We start from the raw sequence: 17,849 nt of genomic DNA on the forward strand, positions 1-17,849 counted from the left end.
ATTCGAGTTCACCGCGGCGCCGGTGCACCACGCGCCGGCGCCGCACAACGCTCTTCGGTCACACGAATCAGGAATTGCCATGCCTACTCACGACACCGCTAACTCACGGCCCACTCCGATCCGCGCCGTCGTCCTCGACGAGGACGGCAAGATCGCGCTCGAGTCCGTCGACCTCGCGCCCCCGGGATCCGGCGAAGTGCAGGTACGGATCGTCGCCGCCGGCGTCTGTCACTCCGACCTGCACGTCACCACCGGCGCCTGGCAGGTGCCACGGCCGCTCGTCCTCGGACACGAGGGATCGGGGATCGTGACCGCGATCGGAGAAGGCGTCGACGAGCTCGAGATCGGCGATCACGTCGTGCTGTCCTGGGTGCCCGGTTGCGGGCACTGCCGCACCTGTCGCGCCGGCCGGCCCGCGCAGTGCTCCCTGGTGGCATCCACCGTGGCGCCCGGCGGGGTGCTCTACGACGGCACGACCCGCCTGTCGAACGCGCAGGGTCACATTCACCACTATCTCGGGGTGTCGTCGTTCGCCGAGGAAGTGGTGGTCCCGGTGTCCGGCGCGATCAAGGTGCGCCACGACGCACCCCTCGAAGACATGGCGATCATCGGCTGCGCCATCGCTACCGGTGTCGGCGCGGTCCGCAACACCGCCGCGGTCCGGCCGGAGTCCACTGTCGCGGTGATCGGCTGTGGTGGCGTCGGATTGGCGTGCATCCAGGGCGCGCGACTGGCCGGTGCCGCCCGGATCGTGGCGGTCGATGTCGTGGCCGACAAACTCGAGCTCGCGATCACGCTCGGGGCGACCGACACCGTCGACGCCACCGCGGTGCCCGATGTTGTTGCCGCGCTTCGCTCGGTCGAACCCGACGGCTACGACTACATCTTCGACGCCATCGGCAAAATCCGCACGACCGAGCAGGCCATCGCGGGACTCGGGCTCGGCGGGGCCGCGGTGATCGTCGGCCTGCCCGCCCAGGGTGAGCACGCGACCTTCGATCCGCTCGCACTCGCCGAAGCCGACCAGCGCATCCTCGGCTGCAATTACGGCTCCTCCATCCCGCACCGCGACATCCCGGAGCTGGTGGACGAAGTCATGGCAGGGCGCCTGGATCTGGCATCGATGATCTCGGCCCGTCGGCCGCTGTCGGAAGCGGCCGACGCTCTCGCGGACCTGGCCGCCGGTCAGGCGCTGCGCCAACTGTTGCTGCCCGGCCGCGACGGTGTCGAGGGCTGATCCGCGCGGTGCGTGAGCCCGGTTCGAGGGGGTCGTGGCGATTCTCGGAGAGTCGAGTGCAATCGAGCCGGCGATGGTGAACAGTGCACCCATGGAGGAACTGTGGCCGGTGCCGAGCGAGCAGGTGTGCGCGGTGATGCGCGACGTTGCCGAACGGATTCTGCCCACTGTCGACGAACTCGTCGACGAAGTCTTTTCGGCCTCCCAGCTCAGCACCCGGTACCGGTTCGTCGTCGAGGATCCGGTCCTCGCCGCCGGCGACCGGCGCATGCACAGGGCCTACCTCATCCACTGGCTCACCGCGACCATCCACCATCCCGGCCGGCGGGTGCCACCATGTGCGGATCCCGAAACCCTGAGATTCGCCCGCGACCTCGTGCGGCGCGGTCTCGACACGAGTGACCTGGACTCCTGGCGTGCGGGCCAGCGGGTCTCGTGGCGACGGTGGACCGACGAGTGTTTCGCCGTCACCAGCGATCACGAACTGCTGCGTGAAACCTTGCAGGTGTCCGGGTATTCGATCTTCACCTTCGTCGACGATTCGATGGTCGCCCTGGCCGACCATGTCGAAGCCGAACGCACCGACCTCGCCCGCAGCGCCCACGCCGAACGGCACGCCACAGCTCAGCTGCTGCTCGAAGGCGCACCGATCAGCCGTGCGCGCGCCGAGGCCCGCCTCGGCTACGCCCTCACCGGTGATCATGTGGCGGCCATCGTCTGGGTGGACTCCACCGAACGCTCCGAGGCACTCGAGACGGCAGCCGAGCTGGTGATGCGAGCCTGCGGCGCCGGTCGACGTCTGACGCTGGTGGCCAGCACCAATGCGCTCTGGTTGTGGATACCCACCGACCAGGTCCCGCCGATATCGGCGCTACAGCCGGAGTCGGCGGAGTTGTCCGGGGTGCGGGTGGCACTGGGCAGGCCCGGACGCGACATCGAGGGCTTCCGCCGCACCCACCTGGACGCGGCCACGGCGCAGCGGGTCCTGGCCCGGCTCGGCTCGGCCCGGCAGATCGTGCGCTACGAGGACATCCAGCTCGTCGCGGCCCTGTCCGCCGACATGGCCCAGGCCGAACAGTTCGTCACCGACACCCTCGGCGAATTCGCGACCGCCGACACCGTGCTGCGCGAGACAGCGCTGACCTATGCGCTGGAGCGTTTCAACGCCACCAGCACCGCCGAGCGCTTGTTCACCCACCGCAACACCATCGAGCGCCGACTGGCTCGTGTGGACCGGCTGTTGCCGCGGCCGCTGGTCGACAACGCGACCAGTGTGGTCGCCGCGCTGATGTATCTGCAGCTGCGCGACGACCGTTGACCGGCTGCGGGAGTCAGAAACGAGCCGCGTAGCGGCCGGCGAGCCGTTCGAGGTTGGTCAGTGAGGTCGTGAACTCGGTGGCGAGCATTCGCCGCAGCAGCCGTGCCACGATCGGGGTGAACCGGCCGTAGGACAGTTCGATCGACGACCCGTAGGTGACGTAGGTGAGGTTCGCGCCCGGGGCGTCGCGCACCGGCTCCATCCGCACGAACGGCCGGATTTCGCCGACACCGGGAAAACCCTGCCCGGAGAAGGTCCGTTCGCGTTGCGGCACAACGGTGCGCAGCGTCCAGGTCGTGACCGATGTCAACGGGCCCGCCACGACACTGATCTCCTCGAAACTGCGACCGACCCCGAACGGGCTGTCGACCCGGGTCACCTCGCGAACGTTGTTGCACCAGTGGGCGTTGTGCCGCGGATCCTCGGTGAACTCCCACACCGCCCCCACCGGCACCGGCATCAGCCGTGATGCGCTGAACTCGTGAAATTCTGACATGGCGCCAGCCTGGCGCGTCGGCTGTGCCGGCGGCCACGCCGCCGTGCACCGTCATCCAGCACCGATGCGACACCGTGCACCACCGCGGCCCGGGGTGCACTGTGCACCGGGCGCGGCCGTAGGTGGGGGCACCGCGCGGTGGTCGGCGAGGCATCCCCGAGAGGAGTGTGAAGCCATCGCCTAACCAACCGGAGAAGGGGTGAATGTGATGAACACGTCGACGATCGTCAACGAGGAGTTCGACATCGTGATCATCGGTGCGGGGATCTCGGGCATCGGCGCCGCGCGCTATGTCACCGAAGCGTTCCCGGCCAAACGTGTCGTGGTGCTCGAGAGCCGCGAAAACATCGGTGGCACGTGGGATCTGTTCCGCTACCCCGGTATTCGATCGGATTCGGACCTGCACACCTTCGGCTACGAGTTCAAGCCGTGGAAGGACAGGGCCGCGATCGCCGACGCCCCACTCATCCGTGACTATCTGCGCGAAACCGTGCAGGAGAACGACCTCGAGCAGCTGATCCGATTGCGGCACCGGGTGACCTCGGCCGACTGGTCGAGCGCCGACGCGGCCTGGACCTTGCAGGTACGGATCGACAACGCCGACGAGTCGGTCACCCACCAGCGGATCAAGGCGAACTGGGTTTTCGCGGCCACCGGCTATTACCGCTACGACGAAGGCTTCACCCCACACTTCGAGGGACGCGACGACTTCGCCGGCGACATCATCCATCCCCAGCACTGGCCGGAGGGCTACGAGTACGCGGGCAAGAAAGTGGTGGTGATCGGCAGCGGCGCCACCGCGATCACACTGGTTCCGTCGATGGCCGCGGGCCCGGGCGCCGCCGAACACGTCACCATGCTGCAGCGCACCCCGACCTATGTGATGTCGCTGCCGCGGGTGGACTCGCTCGCACTCGCGCTGACCAAGCTCTTCGGCGAGCAGCGTGGCTACTCGTTGACCCGGTTCAAGAACATCTGGCTCGATCGCGCGGTCGTGAAGGGCCTACGCATGTTCCCGCGGGCCGGACGCGCGCTGATCCGCCACGTCAACAAGGGCCTGCTGCCGCCGGGCTACGACGTCGACACCCACTTCAACCCGCCCTACGACCCGTGGGACCAGCGGCTGTGCCTGGCACCGGACGGAGACTTCTTCGCGGCGATCCGCAATGGTGACGCCTCGGTGGTCACCGACAGGATCGTGCGGTTCACCCGGACCGGCATCCTGCTCGAATCCGGCCGCGAGCTGGCCGCCGATGTCATCGTCACCGCCACCGGCCTGAACCTGCAGCTGCTCGGCGGCATGGACCTGCGAGTCGACGGCAGCCCGGTCGACCTCGCCGAATCGGTCGCCTACCGCGGCATGCTGCTCTCCGGTGTTCCCAACTGGGCGATCGCGGTCGGATACACGACCTCGTCGTGGACGCTGAAGATCAGCCTGATGTGTCGCTACTTCTGTAGCCTGCTCGCGCACATGGACGGCTACGGCTACGACACCGCGGTCGCGGTGGCCGCACCCGGCATGCGGACCAAGCCGGTGCTCGACATCAGCGCCGGGTACGTGTTGCGTTCCCAGCACACCGTGCCCCGGCAAGGAACCGAACTGCCATGGCGCATGGGGCTTTCCTACCCCGAAGACGCCAAACTGCTCCGGGGCGCGCTGTTCGACGAGAGCCTGCGCCTCAGCGCCAGCACCGACCGGCCCTTCGGCGGTGACACCTCCACGGTCGGCGAACTGACCGCGGCGGCACAGGAATCCGGCGGTGTCTGAGTTGTCCGCGCGAAGCCATGATCAGTTCACCCGCCTGCCCAGCGGCGTCCGCGTCTGCTACCGCGTCGACGGCCGGCCCGGTCAGCCCGCGGTCCTGCTGATCGGTGGCCTCGGCGAAGACCTCACCCAGTGGTCACAGCACTTCGTGACCGCGCTCGTGTCGCGCGGTTTTCTCGTCGTCCGGATGGACAACCGCGACAGCGGGCGGTCCAGTTTCGTTTCCGCCCCCGCACCGGGGCTCGTGCGCTTGGCATCGGCGCGTCCTCGCTCGGATGCCTACACGCTCACCGACTGCGCCACCGACTGCGCGTATCTGCTCGAGCACCTCGGCGTCGGTCCCGCTCATCTCGTCGGGCGATCGATGGGCGGCATGATCGCGCAGACCGTCGCCGCCGAATTCCCCACGCACACCGCATCACTGACCTCGATCTACTCGACGACCGGCAACCCCGCGGTCGGCCGCGCGTCGCTGAAGACATCCTTCATCCTGGCCACCCAGTCACCGCGGACGAAGCCTCAGGCGGTCACAGCGCATCTGCGGTTGACGGCCGCGCTGGCGGGCGCGGGCCATCCCATCGACGAGCTCGCCGAGGCCGAGCACGCGGCAACCCAATGGGACAGAACAGCCGGCGACGGCCCCGCCGGGATGCAACGCCAGCTGCAGGCCATCCAGGCCTCCGGTGACCGCACCGCGGCCCTGCGCACGATCAGCGTGCCCACGCTCGTCATCAACGGCGACCGCGATCCCCTCGTCGACCCCTCAGGGGGAGAGGCCACCGCGGCGGCCATCCCCCACTCCCGCCACCTCGTCATCGCCGGAATGGGCCATCACCTCCCGGACTCACTGGCCGACCTGATCGTCGAACGCATCTGCGCCCACATCCCACTCACCGAGAGCACAGGAGGACTCACCCCATGAGCGAGCTACTGACAGCCGACGTCGTTGTCGTCGGTGCCGGAGTGTCGGGCCTCACCGCCGCCCGCCGACTCGATCGAGCCGGACATTCCGTCGTCGTGCTGGAGGCGAGCGACCGGGTCGGCGGACGTACCGTCAACCTCGATGTCGCCCCCGGCGTGATCACCGAGGGCGGCGGCCAGTGGGTCGGGCCCGGCCAGGATCACGTGCTGGCGCTGCTGGACGAACTCGGTCTCGACACGTTCAAGACCTACGTCGACGGCAAGTCGATCTATCTGCGCAAGGGAAAGAAGAAGCTGTACAGGGGCACGGTCCCGCCGTTGAACCCGGTGGTCCTGGCCGACTACGCCCAGACGCAGCTGCGACTGGAGCGGATGGCGAAAACGGTCCCGCTCGACGCGCCATGGAATGCCCCCGAGGCCCGCCACTGGGACAGCATCACCTTCGGCCAGTGGATCGACAGCAACGCCGTCACCAAGGAGGTCCGGCTGCTGTTCAAACTGGCCTTCACCGTCACCGACGGCGAGGACCTGCACAGCACCTCGCTGCTGGTGCAGCTGGCCCGCATCGCCGGCTGCGGCGGGATCGACCACCTGGTCAACATCACCGGCGGTGCGCAGGAATCCCGGGTGGTCGGCGGCACTCAGCTGATCTCGCTGCGCATGGCCGAAGCTCTTCCCGGGAAGGTCGTTCTCGAATCACCGGTCGCGCAGATCACCCAGGACAGCACCGGGGTGCTGGTGTCCTCCGCGCGTGCCGATGTTCGTGCCGATCAGGTCATCGTCGCGATGGCGCCCTCGGACGCCAACCGCATCCGGTTCGCGCCGGACCTGCCCACCCGCCGGGCCATGCTGCAGCGCCGCTGGTGTAACGGCACCGAGAGCAAGCTGTTCGCGATCTATGACCGGCCGTTCTGGCGCGACAAGGGATTCAACGGTCAGGCCATCACCGATCTGCGGGTCGCCAACTACGTCGTCGACAACTCCCCGCCCGATGGCAGCATCGGGATTCTGCTCACCTTCCTCGGTACCGCCGGCGCCGGCTTCGGCCTGCACTGGAGCGATGAGGTCCTCGACGATCCCGAGGTGCGCCGCGCGATGTTCCTGGACGACCTGGTCACCCTGTTCGGGCCCGAGGCCGCCCACCCGCGGGCCTATCTGGAGAAGGACTGGACGCACGAACCGTGGATCAGCGGGTGCGTGAGCTCCCGTCCGCCCGGCGTGCTCACCCAGTACACCGACGCCGACCGCCGAACGGTCGGACGCCTGCACTGGGCAGGCACCGAGACCGCCACCGTCAACCAGGGCTACATCGACGGCGCGGTGAGCGCTGGCCGGCGAGCAGCCGAAGATGTCGGCCGGGCACTGGCGCACAACCCGATGACATCGACCGCCAACGCACAACGCTGAGAGGGAAATCATGTCGGTCGCGCTGCTGCGCAACTATGTCGATGGCCGGTTCGTGGCCTCGATGTCCACCGAGGCCTCGGACCTGATCGATCCGGTCGACGAGCGCGTGGTGGGTCGGGCACCGATCTCGACCAGGGAGGATGTCGCGGCGGCGGTCGCCGCCGCGTCACGCGCGTTTCTCACCTGGGGCAAGACCACCCCGGCCTTCCGTCAGTCGGTGCTGCTGAAACTGGCCGACGCGATCGAGGCGCACAGCGACGGCATCGTCGAAGCGCAGTGCCGCAACACCGGTCAGCCGCGGGCGGTCGTCGCCACCGAGGAGGTGGCGATGGCCGTCGACCAGCTGCGCTTCTTCGCCGGAGCGGCCAGACTGCTCGAGGGCAAGGCTGCCGGGGAATACATGGAGGGATTCACCTCCTGTGTGCGGCGGGAACCGATCGAGGTCGTCGGGCAGGTGACGCCGTGGAACTACCCGTTCATGATGGCGATCTGGAAGATCGGACCCGCCCTTGCCGTCTCGATCACCGGATCGGTGCGGGCCGGAATCGCCGTCGCGGCCGCGGCGGCCGAGCAGGTCAAACGCGTACACCTCGAACTCGGAGGCAATGCACCGGCGCTGGTGTTCGCCGACGCCGACATCGACAGGGCGGCAGGTGGTATCGCCGAGGCGGCCTTCTTCAACGCCGGACAGGACTGCACCGCCGCGGCCCGGGTGCTGGTCCACCACTCCGTCCACGATCAGCTGGTCGAGGCGCTGGTGAAGAAGGCCGAGACCCTCGTGCCGGGCCCGCCGCGTGACCCGCGCGCCTTCTACGGCCCGTTGAACAACATCGACCACTTCACCGCGGTGACCGACAAACTCGACGCGCTGCCGTCACACGCCCGCATCGTCACCGGCGGCAAACGGGTGGGCGACCTGGGCTACTTCCTCGAGCCCACCATCGTCACCGGCGTGGGCCAGCACGACGAGATCGTGCAGCAGGAGACCTTCGGGCCGGTGCTGACCGTGCAGGCGTTCACCGGGGAGTCTCAGGCCATCCACTACGCCAACGACGTGCACTACGGCCTGGCGTCGAGCGTGTGGACCCGCGACCACGGCACCGTCGAACGGCTCACCCGGGCACTGGACTTCGGTGCGGTATGGGTGAACTGCCACATCCCGCTGTTCGCCGAAATGCCGCACGGGGGGTTCAAATACTCCGGATACGGCAAGGACCTCTCCGCCTACGGCGTCGAGGAATACACCCGGATCAAGCACGTGATGAGCTCCCACGACTGACATTCGCAGAGGATCCGCGCCGACTACCGCGATGGGTCCTGCGCCTGTCGATTCCGGTGGCGGAGAAGGCCAAGCCTTCGGCAACGACTGCCCGCCGGTGGAGTAAATCTGTTGTGTCGGGTGTAGACATTCTCGGTGTGGGGGTATACAGTCGCTGTTGTTCCGATTGAGAGATCAGATGGCCGGGCAGGTGAACTGCCCGGAGTAACGAGATCGACCGTCTCCTCTGGCGGAGAAGAGAATCCGGTGCAGTCGGCCGGACCGCCGGAGGGGGCGAAGAAGCCAGGTAAGCGCAGTACCGCAGGTATAGCCGACGACTTTTGGAGGTGGTGGCCACTGAGCAGTCATTTACCAGTCCCGCATCCCGGAAATCGTCGGATGCGCTGTATCGGACCGGCCCTCGCGGCCGGTGAACGCAAGTGAAATCAATCCCTCAGTCCGTAAATCCAGGCCCCGGCGCCCAGCGCGCCGGGGCCTTCCGGCGTTGAACCCGAGAGGCCTCGTGCAGCACCCGAACATCGACCCCGCCGACGGCCCCAGCGCCGCGGACAAGCTCGACGACGACACCTACCCCGCCTACAGCATGGGCCGCGCCGCGGAGATCCTCGGCGTCACCCAGGCGTTCCTGCGCGGCCTCGACGCCGCCCGGCTGCTGACCCCGCAGCGCTCCGCGGGCGGGCACCGCCGCTACTCCCGCTACCAGCTGCGTATCGCCGCCCGCGTGCGTGAACTCGTCGATGCCGGAAACGCGCTCGAGGCGTCGTGCCGGATCGTGATCCTCGAGGATCAGCTCGCCGAGGCGCAGCGCATCAACACCGAGCTTCAGCGCGAACTCGACAACCGCCCCGAGTAGCCGACGCGCACCGGTGGCCGGTGCGGCGCGCACCGGTCCACGCGACCGGTGACGCTTCGGCGGTGACCGGGCTGCTCGGTCGCCTAGACGTTCTTGTAGATCACGCCGTCCTTCATGATCACGTCGAAATTCGTCGTGGGGTCGCCGATGAGATCGATGTCGGCGAGCGGGTCACCGTTGACGAGGATCAGGTCGGCCAAGGCGTCGGGCTCGACCACGCCGAGCGTGCCCTGGTAGGGACTGCGCAAACCGCTCAGCGCCAGGAGTCCGGCATTGTCGAGGGTGGCCAGGCGCAGCAGTTCCGCTGAACTGAACCATTCGGTCAGCGGGAGCAGGAAATTGTTCTGCTCGGCATTCAACTCCGGCTCGAACAGGAAATCGGTTCCCCACGCCATTTTGACCCCTGCCGCCTTGGCCATCGGCCAGACGACCGAATTCCCCTCCAGCACCGCCTGGCGTTTCGCGCGGCGCTCCGCCGACATGCTCTCGGTGTTGGGCCGCAGATACTGGCCGCTGAGCCAGACGCCGCGTTCGGCGAGCAGATCCACCGTCGGCTCGTCGAGCAATTGTCCGTGTTCGATACAGAGGACACCGGCCTCGACCGAGCGCTGCACCGCCTTCGGCGTGTACGCGTGCACCGCCACATAGGTGTTCCAATCACCGGCCGCGTCGACGGCGGCGCGCAACTCGTCGAGCGTGAACTGCGTGACGTCGACCGGGTCGTACGCCGAGGAGGTGCCACCGCCCGCGGTCAGCTTCAGCTGGCTCGCGCCCATCCGCAGGTTCTCCCGCGCCGCCGTGAGCACTTCGTCGCGCCCGTCGACGATGAAGGTCGCGCCGATTTCCTCGGCGCGCGACTGCTTTCCGGTGAATCGGCGTGACTTCTCCTCGGGTGAGCGGAAATCACCGTGGCCCGAGGTCTGGGAAATCATCGCGCCCGACGGCCACACTCGCGGTCCCGTGGCCTGCCCCGCGTCGATCGCCGCCTTGAGCGGGAAGATCGGACCGCCCATGTCCCGCACGGAGGTGAATCCGCGCATCAACATCTCACCGGCCGACGACAGCGCGGCGCGCGCGTAGAACTCAGGGTCCTTGTCGGGATCGTTGAGGTCGGCCATCGACGCGCTGCCGAACACCAGGTGCACGTGGTTGTCGATGAGCCCGGGCATCAGCGTGCGCCCGCGTCCCTCGATGACCTCGACGTCGTCGGTGGCGGTCTGCCCCGCGCCGATCACCGAGATGGTGTTGCCGCGCACCAGGACATCGGTCGGCTCGGTCAACCGTCCCTGCCGGACGTCGAGCACCCGCACATTGTGGAACAGGCTGTCGGCCATGGGCGGTGGGGTGGGCGCCGCGGTCGTTTCCGCCGGCGCGGGATCATCCGACGAGCACGAACTCGTCAGCAATGCGCCCCCGAGCGATGCCACACCCATGGCGGCCAGAAAGTGCCGTCGAGTCAATCCTGCCGACAACCCACAATTGCATCCCGGAGATTGCCGGAATCGTCGCGACATGGCAGTTTCCTTTTCGTCGGTGCCGATACCACGTCCAGAGATCAGGTGACTGTCTGATATTTCGCGCGTCAGATTACGCCGCGCCGATCACCGGTCCCGGTATTTGGTCTCCGTGTTCAGCTATGCCCCGCGCGTTCACAGTGCCTGCTGATCACCATCGCGCAGTGTGTGGGTGATCGATCGTGCGGCGTCGTCGATGCTCTGGCGGAGAAGCGCGGGCCCGAGCTGCGTGCCGTGCACCGTCAGGAGTGCCGCGACATAGCGGGCCGAATCGCCGACGAGACCGGCGGTGTGGAGGTAGAACAGGTCGCCGAGATACATCCAGCCCTGCTTGACCACCACAGTCATGTCGTTGTCCGGGGACAGGAGGCCGAAGGCTTGGGGGAACCCGTCCGCGGCGACCGGGGGAGCGGCGGCGAGTGCGCTCGTGAGGAGGTCCCGGTCGGGCGCGGGCATGTCCGCGATGTGATCGAACACCGCCACGATGTCGACCGCGGTGGTCGTCGTCTCTCCCCAGGATGCCGGGTATTCCGGTGGATTTGTGCCGGACAGACCCAGTCTGCTGCTGATCCGCTCGATCGCGTCGGGACCGTCGAAACGGGTCCACAGCTCGTTCATCGCGGCATCGTCACTCGGCCCCAGTGCGCGCCGGATGAGGTCGAGATCGCGCGGACCGATCGGGGTCGACGCCGCCCGGCTGCGGTCGATGATGTCCGTCGCGAGGATGATCTTGGCCAGTGACGCGGACGGCACCGACACCGACGCGCCCCCGTTGACGGCACGATCACCCCCTTCGCGATCGAGGATCGCTATCCCCACGTCGATGTCGACTGCCGCGGCGAGAACATCGTGCGCCGCGGCCATCGCCGACGCCACGACCGAGGACCTGTCCTGTGGTGGATCACGGGCGACATCCTCCGCCTCCGCCGCTCCACCCACACTGCGAATCGCCAAGCACACGAGAAGGGTGACCACCGCGACCAACGCACACCAGATGACGGGGCGGGAAAGTGGACTCACACGGGTCGGGTCTGCCATCGAGCTCACCCACAGGATCGATACTCGGGTACCTCCAATCCTATTCCGCCACCTGCGAAATGTCGCGGTGACGATAGGTGGAGCAGTGGGAGATGCCCACCAGGTCAGGCGCTTCGACCGTCGACTCGGGAATGCCCACAGCTGACACAGGCGTTGAGACGAGTAGCGAAATCGTGGAAACATCGGAGAAAGCAGGGGTGGGCCCCGAAGATGCCCAGGTCAAGGGTGGTATAGGCTTTGTCGGTCATGAAGTCGGCTTATACGGGTCCGGTCAACGGTGCGCTCGAGACGGTCTACCTCGACCATGCGGCGACAACTCCGATGCTGCCCGCCGCCGTCGAGGCGATGACGGCTGCGTTGAGCACGGTCGGGAACGCGTCGTCGCTGCACGGGTCGGGGCGCGCGGCGCGGCGGGCGCTGGAGGAGGCGCGGGAGTCGATCGCCGCTGATCTGGGGGCGCGGCCCTCGGAGGTGATCTTCACTTCCGGCGGGACCGAGAGCGACAATCTGGCGATCAAGGGCATCTTCTGGGGGCGCAGGGCGGCTGATCCGCGGCGCGTCAGGATCGTCACCAGTTCGGTCGAGCATCACGCGGTGCTCGACGCGGTGGAGTGGCTGGAGAAGCACGAGGGCGCGCAGGTCAGCTGGTTGCCGGTCGATGCCGAGGGCACCGTCTCGCCGCAGGCGTTGCGCGAGGTGCTCGCCGCGCACGCCGACGAGGTGGCGCTGGTCAGTGTGATGTGGGCCAACAACGAGGTCGGCACCGTGCAGCCGATCACCGAATTGGCTTCGGTCGCCGCGGAATTCGACATCCCGATGCACAGCGACGCCATCCAGGCCGTGAGCCAGCTGCCCGTCGATTTCGGCGCGAGCGGGCTGGCCGCGCTGAGCGTGGCCGGACACAAGGTGGGCGGTCCGCACGGTATCGGTGTGCTGCTGCTGGGCAGGCAGGTGCCGTGTGTGCCGCTGGTGCACGGTGGTGGCCACGAACGCGATCTGCGTTCGGGGACCTCGGATGTGGCGGCGGCGGTCGGCCTGGCCGCGGCGCTGCGCGATACCGCCATCGATCTGCCCGCGCGGGCCGCTGAGCTGCGCGCGCTGCGCGATCGGTTGATCGCGGGTGTGCGCGCGCTGGCGCCCGACGCGGTGCTCAACGGCCCGGCCGACGAACGCAGGCTGGCCGGCAATGCCCACTTCACCTTTCCCGGTTGTGAGGGCGATTCGCTGTTGATGCTGCTCGACGCCGCCGGTGTCGAATGCTCCACCGGGTCGGCCTGCAATGCGGGCGTGGCCTCGCCGAGTCATGTGCTCATCGCGATGGGCGTCGAGCCGTGGCAGGCGCGCAGCTCGCTGCGGTTCTCGCTGGGTCACACCTCGACCGGAGCCGATGTCGAAACCCTGTTGACCGTGCTGCCGCAGGTCATCGATCGGGCCAGGGCCGCGGGCCTGGCCGGCGCTAGAGGAGGTGCCTGATGCGAGTTCTCGCCGCGATGAGTGGTGGTGTCGATTCGGCGGTGGCCGCGGCGCGGGCCGTGGACGCCGGCCACGAGGTGGTCGGGGTGCATCTGGCGCTGTCGGCGTCACCGGGCACGCTGCGGACCGGGTCGCGCGGATGCTGCTCGAAGGAGGACGCCGGTGACGCGCGCCGCGCCGCCGACGTGCTCGGCATCCCGTTCTACGTCTGGGACTTCGCCGACCGGTTCAAGGAAGACGTGATCGACGATTTCGTCGCCGCCTACGCCGCGGGGGAGACCCCGAACCCGTGCCTGCGCTGCAACGAGAAGATCAAGTTCTCCGCCCTCGCCGATCGTGCGCAGGCGCTGGGCTTCGACGCCGTGGTCACCGGTCACTACGCCCGTCTGGACGAGGGCGTGTTGCGTCGCGCGGTCGACGCGGACAAGGACCAGTCCTATGTACTCGCGGTGCTGACCGCCGCCCAGCTCTCGCGCGCGATGTTCCCGGTCGGTGACACCCCGAAGCCGCGCATCCGTGAGGAAGCCGCCGAGCGCGGGCTGGCCGTGGCGAACAAGCCCGACAGTCACGACATCTGCTTCATCCCCTCCGGTGACACCCGCGCGTTCCTCGGCGCCAAGATCGGCATCCGCCCCGGCGCGCTGGTCGACTCCGACGGCACGGTGCTCGGCAAGCACGAGGGTGTGCACGGGTTCACCGTGGGCCAGCGCAAGGGGCTCGGCCTGAGCCATACGGCTGCCGATGGCAAGCCGCGCTACGTCACCGAGATCGATCCCGACTCGGGCACGGTCAAGGTCGGTTCGGTCGAAGACCTGCTGGTCGACACCATCACCGCCGAGCGTGCCATCTGGACCTCCGGTGAGCGCCCGAGCGGGCCGATCGAGTGCGTCGTGCAGGTGCGCGCGCACGGTGGCACCGCGCCCGCCATTGTCGAGCCAGATGGTGACGGCCTGGTCGCGCGCCTGCGTGAGCCCCTCAGCGGTGTCGCGAAGGGGCAGGCCATCGTGCTGTACCTGCCCGATGCCGACGGTGGGGACACCGTGCTTGGCAGCGGCACGATCAACGGCACCGACCGCGCGGGTGTCCCGCTGGATTCGGCTGACGCCACGGCATAGTAGGGGCGGGCTCCCAAGGCGTGATGTCGGCACCGGTCGGTGGCGACCGCGTTCGACGACACGAAAGGTGCTGAGCGCGTGACAGTCCGGCGTAGCGAGACCTCCGAGGCCACCTCGGAGCCCGTCGACCCCCTGGTGGGCGGGATCGCCACGGCCATCGGCTCCTGGCCGGGCACCGATCCCCGCGAGGCGGCCGCGACGATCATCGGTGAGCTGCCCGACCTCCCGCATCTGGTCGAGCTGCCCGATCGCGGGATCGGCGCGGACATGATCGGGCGGGTCTCGGCCCTGCTGGTCGATCTGCGCTTCGATTCGACGACCAGGGGTTACCGACTGGCCGCGCGACCGGGTGCGGTGTCGCGCCGGGCCAGGGATCTGCTGCACGCCGACCTCGACGCCATCGAAGAAGCCTGGGAGACACTGGGTCTCGCGGGCACCGGGCGCGTGGTGAAACTCCAGTCGGCGGGTCCGCTGACTCTGGCCGCGGAGGTCGAACTGCCCGGCGGGCACCGCATCCTCACCGATTCCGGTGCGGTGCGCGATCTTTCGGAATCCCTGGCCGAGGGCCTGGTCCGGCACGTCGCCGAGATCCGCAGGCGGTTGGGTGCCGAGGTCGTCCTGCAACTGGACGAACCCCAGCTCACCACCGTCCTGAACGGATCACTGCGGGGCCCGAGCATCCTGAACACCATCCGCGCCCTCCCCGAGCCGGACGCCCTGCACATCATCGACACCGTCGTCAACGCCCAGTCCGCCCCGGTCCTGCTGCACACCTGCGCCTCCCGCCCCGCCCTCACCACCCTCGGCCGCACCGCCGCGACCGCGATCTCCATCGACGCCTCGACGATCACCACCGCCGACCTCGACGCCCTCGGCGAGATCCTCGACTCCGGCAAGAGGATCGCCCTCGGCCTGACCCCCACCGAACCCCCCGCGAAACCGCCGACCTGGCGCGACATCGCCGAACCCGCCGTCCGCCTCATCGACCGCCTCGCCCTGCCCCGCACCACCCTGGCCACCCAGATCCTGGTCACCCCCGCCTGCGGCCTCGCAGGCGCACCCCTGCCCTGGTCCCGCCAAGCCCTCGCCCTCACCACCGAGGCAGCCCGGGCCTTCGCCGACGAACCGGAGTCCATCACCTTCGACTGACCTCGTTGGGAACGGTGCGGAGTTTTCGCCCGAATAGGCCCCGCGACGTGCGGTAACGGTGGGCTGAAGTGTCGGTGGGCTCGACTACTGTGCGGTGTGTGAGTGACAGCGACGGCGTGGTTTCGGTGGGTGTCGAGTCGGTGGAGGCGAGCCCCGAACAGCGGGTGCGGTGGCAGGAGCTGGCGGATGAGGTGCGTGAGCATCAGTTCCGTTATTACGTGCGGGACGCGCCGATCATCAGTGACGGCGAGTTCGACACGTTGCTGCGTGAGCTGCAGGCCATGGAGGAGGCGCATCCGGATCTGCGGACGCCGGATTCGCCGACGCAGCTGGTCGGGGGTGGGTTCGCCACCGAGTTCACCGCGGTCGACCATCTCGAGCGGATGCTCTCGCTGGACAATGTGTTCGACTACGACGAACTGCGCACCTGGGCGAGCCGGGTGGAGGCCGAGGCGGGGGCGAACCTGCAGTATCTGTGCGAGGTCAAGATCGATGGGGTCGCGCTGAATCTGGTCTACGAGAACGGCCGACTCGTGCGCGGGGCCACCCGCGGCGACGGGCGCACGGGGGAGGACGTCACCCTCAACGCGCGCACCATCGCCGACATCCCCGCCGAACTCACCCCGAGCGCGGAGTTCCCGATCCCGGACCTGCTCGAGGTGCGCGGCGAGGTGTACTTCCGGCTCGAGGACTTCGCGACGCTCAATGCCGCGATCGTGGCCGAGGGCAAACCGCCGTACGCGAATCCGCGCAACACCGCCGCGGGCTCGCTGCGCCAGAAGGACCCGGCGGTCACCGCGCGGCGCAGGCTGCGGATGATCTGCCACGGCTTCGGCCGCATCGAGGGTTTTCGCCCGGACTCCCTGCACGCGGCCTACCTGGCCCTGGCCGCCTGGGGCCTGCCGGTCTCCGAGCACACCCGCCTCGTCCAGGGCATCGACGCGGTGATCGAGCGGGTCGCCTATTGGGGCGAGCACCGCCACGACATCGAGCACGAGATCGACGGTCAGGTGATCAAGATCGATCAGACCGCCCTGCAACGTCGGCTCGGTTCCACGTCGCGCGCGCCGCGCTGGGCGATCGCCTACAAGTACCCGCCCGAGGAGGCAACGACCACGCTGCTCGACATCGAGGTCAATGTGGGCCGCACCGGCCGGGTCACCCCGTTCGCGGTGATGTCACCGGTGAGCATCGCGGGCTCGACGGTCGCCATGGCCACCCTGCACAACGCCTCCGAGGTCAAACGCAAGGGTGTGCTGATCGGTGACACGGTCACCATCCGCAAGGCCGGTGATGTGATCCCCGAGGTGCTCGGCCCGGTGGTCGACGCGCGCACCGGCGCCGAACGCGAGTTCGTGATGCCGACGCACTGCCCGAACTGCGGCACCGAACTGGCGCCGGAGAAAGAGGGCGACGCCGACATCCGCTGCCCCAACCAGCGGCACTGTCCGGCGCAGCTGCGTGAGCGCGTGTTCCACCTCGCCGGTCGCGGCGCGTTCGACATCGAGGCACTCGGCGACAAGGCCGCCGACACCCTGCTGCGCTCCGGGGCGATCCTCGACGAGGGCGACCTGTTCGACCTCGACGAGACCAAGCTGCTCACGGTCCCGCTGTTCACCAATCAGAAGGGCCAGATCACCCAGAACGGTCTGCGCCTGCTGGAGAACTTGCAGACGGTGAAGGACCGTCCGCTGTGGCGGGTGCTCGTCGCGCTGTCGATCCGCCACGTCGGCCCGACCGCCGCGCGGGCGCTGGCCGCGGAGTTCGCCAGTCTCGAGCGCATCGAGGCCGCGTCGGTGGAGGAACTCTCGGCCACCGACGGCGTGGGTCCGACCATCGCCGCGGCGGTGGCGGAGTGGTTCACCGCCGACTGGCATCGTGCGATCGTCGACAAGTGGCGCGCGGCGGGCGTGCGCATGGAAGACGAACGCGACCAGTCCATCGACCGCAATCTCGAGGGCCTGTCGATCGTGGTCACCGGTTCCCTGCAGACCTTCACCCGTGACGGCGCGAAAGAGGCGATCCTGGTCCGCGGCGGCAAGGCCGCGGGCTCGGTGTCGAAGAAGACCGCCTTCGTGGTGATCGGCGAAGCCCCCGGCTCGAAGGCCGCCAAGGCCGAGGAACTGGGCGTCCCCATCCTGGACGAAGACGGCTTCCGCCTGCTCCTGGCAGAGGGCCCGGCCGCCGTCACCCCGGAGCCCGTCGAGGACGCGGCGCCGCCTGAGTCCTCGGATCCCGACCTGGACAACTGATCACCAGGCTCCGGTGGTGTCGACCACTCGGC

The 17,849-nt window shown here is 68.4% G+C and carries 14 protein-coding genes; 11 read left to right on the plus strand and 3 right to left on the minus strand.

All coding sequences use genetic code 11. From position 1 onward, the window contains the following. Positions 1-79 precede the first annotated feature (79 nt). Both ACFVVM_RS20385 and ACFVVM_RS20390 read left to right on the plus strand, forming a co-directional pair. Positions 80-1,237, plus strand: coding sequence for a zinc-binding dehydrogenase (locus ACFVVM_RS20385; protein ID WP_387620374.1), 1,158 nt, complete (start codon positions 80-82; stop codon positions 1,235-1,237). 73 nt (positions 1,238-1,310) lie between these two features. Next, entirely contained in the window at positions 1,311-2,555 is a 1,245-nt protein-coding gene (locus ACFVVM_RS20390; protein WP_387620377.1) for a PucR family transcriptional regulator, read from the plus strand. A 13-nt stretch (positions 2,556-2,568) separates the two neighbouring features. Here ACFVVM_RS20390 and ACFVVM_RS20395 read toward each other — a convergent pair whose 3' ends face one another. After that, entirely contained in the window at positions 2,569-3,051 is a 483-nt protein-coding gene (locus ACFVVM_RS20395; protein WP_387620379.1) for an SRPBCC family protein, read from the minus strand. A 208-nt stretch (positions 3,052-3,259) separates the two neighbouring features. Between ACFVVM_RS20395 and ACFVVM_RS20400 the strand changes: the two genes are divergently transcribed. The 5 genes from ACFVVM_RS20400 (at position 3,260) to ACFVVM_RS20420 (ending at position 9,276) form a co-directional block, all read left to right on the plus strand. Next, entirely contained in the window at positions 3,260-4,819 is a 1,560-nt protein-coding gene (locus tag ACFVVM_RS20400) for a flavin-containing monooxygenase (RefSeq protein ID WP_387620381.1), read from the plus strand. Then, positions 4,812-5,738 (plus strand): alpha/beta fold hydrolase, encoded by a 927-nt coding sequence (locus ACFVVM_RS20405; RefSeq protein ID WP_387620384.1) that lies wholly within the window; start codon positions 4,812-4,814, stop codon positions 5,736-5,738. The genes ACFVVM_RS20400 and ACFVVM_RS20405 overlap by 8 nt, the downstream gene beginning before the upstream one ends. Next, complete coding sequence (locus ACFVVM_RS20410) at positions 5,735-7,144, plus strand: flavin monoamine oxidase family protein (protein WP_387620387.1); 1,410 nt, start codon at positions 5,735-5,737, stop codon at positions 7,142-7,144. The genes ACFVVM_RS20405 and ACFVVM_RS20410 overlap by 4 nt, the downstream gene beginning before the upstream one ends. Positions 7,145-7,154: 10 nt before the next feature. Further along, the gene (locus tag ACFVVM_RS20415) at positions 7,155-8,423 is read left to right on the plus strand and encodes an aldehyde dehydrogenase family protein (RefSeq protein WP_387620390.1); all 1,269 of its coding nucleotides are present in this window, start codon (positions 7,155-7,157) and stop codon (positions 8,421-8,423) included. A 502-nt stretch (positions 8,424-8,925) separates the two neighbouring features. Next, positions 8,926-9,276 (plus strand): MerR family transcriptional regulator, encoded by a 351-nt coding sequence (locus tag ACFVVM_RS20420; protein ID WP_387620393.1) that lies wholly within the window; start codon positions 8,926-8,928, stop codon positions 9,274-9,276. Between the two features lie 83 nt (positions 9,277-9,359). Here ACFVVM_RS20420 and ACFVVM_RS20425 read toward each other — a convergent pair whose 3' ends face one another. Next, positions 9,360-10,610, minus strand: a complete 1,251-nt coding sequence (locus tag ACFVVM_RS20425; protein WP_387620395.1) for an amidohydrolase family protein — start codon at positions 10,608-10,610, stop codon at positions 9,360-9,362. A gap of 315 nt (positions 10,611-10,925) precedes the next feature. Beyond that, the gene (locus tag ACFVVM_RS20430; RefSeq protein WP_387620398.1) at positions 10,926-11,666 is read right to left on the minus strand and encodes a serine hydrolase; all 741 of its coding nucleotides are present in this window, start codon (positions 11,664-11,666) and stop codon (positions 10,926-10,928) included. Positions 11,667-12,074: 408 nt separating this feature from the next. On the opposite strand from ACFVVM_RS20430, the gene ACFVVM_RS20435 reads away from it, so the two are divergent. The 4 genes from ACFVVM_RS20435 to ligA all read left to right on the plus strand — a co-directional run bounded on the left by ACFVVM_RS20435 (position 12,075) and on the right by ligA (position 17,817). After that, the gene (locus tag ACFVVM_RS20435) at positions 12,075-13,301 is read left to right on the plus strand and encodes a cysteine desulfurase family protein (protein ID WP_387620401.1); all 1,227 of its coding nucleotides are present in this window, start codon (positions 12,075-12,077) and stop codon (positions 13,299-13,301) included. Further along, a complete protein-coding gene (mnmA, locus tag ACFVVM_RS20440) occupies positions 13,301-14,416 on the plus strand; it encodes a tRNA 2-thiouridine(34) synthase MnmA (RefSeq protein ID WP_387620404.1) in 1,116 nt (371 codons plus the stop codon). The genes ACFVVM_RS20435 and mnmA overlap by 1 nt, the downstream gene beginning before the upstream one ends. Positions 14,417-14,494: 78 nt before the next feature. Beyond that, complete coding sequence (locus ACFVVM_RS20445) at positions 14,495-15,565, plus strand: methionine synthase (RefSeq protein ID WP_387620406.1); 1,071 nt, start codon at positions 14,495-14,497, stop codon at positions 15,563-15,565. Positions 15,566-15,663: 98 nt separating this feature from the next. Further along, the gene (gene ligA, locus ACFVVM_RS20450; RefSeq protein WP_387620409.1) at positions 15,664-17,817 is read left to right on the plus strand and encodes an NAD-dependent DNA ligase LigA; all 2,154 of its coding nucleotides are present in this window, start codon (positions 15,664-15,666) and stop codon (positions 17,815-17,817) included. The last annotated feature ends 32 nt before the right edge of the window (positions 17,818-17,849 follow it).

Source organism: Nocardia sp. NPDC058176 (genome assembly GCF_042883805.1).
Taxonomy (GTDB): Bacteria; Actinomycetota; Actinomycetes; order Mycobacteriales; family Mycobacteriaceae; genus Nocardia.

What these genes read in the sequence shown, in the direction of transcription:
- ACFVVM_RS20400 (WP_387620381.1), top strand. Translation starts at nt 3,260, where the DNA reads ATGAACACGTCGACGATCGTCAACGAGGAGTTCGACATCGTGATCATC.
- ACFVVM_RS20395 (WP_387620379.1), bottom strand. Translation starts at nt 3,051, where the DNA reads ATGTCAGAATTTCACGAGTTCAGCGCATCACGGCTGATGCCGGTGCCG.
- ACFVVM_RS20410 (WP_387620387.1), top strand. Translation starts at nt 5,735, where the DNA reads ATGAGCGAGCTACTGACAGCCGACGTCGTTGTCGTCGGTGCCGGAGTG.
- ACFVVM_RS20415 (WP_387620390.1), top strand. Translation starts at nt 7,155, where the DNA reads ATGTCGGTCGCGCTGCTGCGCAACTATGTCGATGGCCGGTTCGTGGCC.
- ACFVVM_RS20385 (WP_387620374.1), top strand. Translation starts at nt 80, where the DNA reads ATGCCTACTCACGACACCGCTAACTCACGGCCCACTCCGATCCGCGCC.
- ACFVVM_RS20425 (WP_387620395.1), bottom strand. Translation starts at nt 10,610, where the DNA reads ATGGCCGACAGCCTGTTCCACAATGTGCGGGTGCTCGACGTCCGGCAG.
- mnmA (WP_387620404.1), top strand. Translation starts at nt 13,301, where the DNA reads ATGCGAGTTCTCGCCGCGATGAGTGGTGGTGTCGATTCGGCGGTGGCC.
- ACFVVM_RS20435 (WP_387620401.1), top strand. Translation starts at nt 12,075, where the DNA reads ATGAAGTCGGCTTATACGGGTCCGGTCAACGGTGCGCTCGAGACGGTC.
- ACFVVM_RS20390 (WP_387620377.1), top strand. Translation starts at nt 1,311, where the DNA reads ATGGTGAACAGTGCACCCATGGAGGAACTGTGGCCGGTGCCGAGCGAG.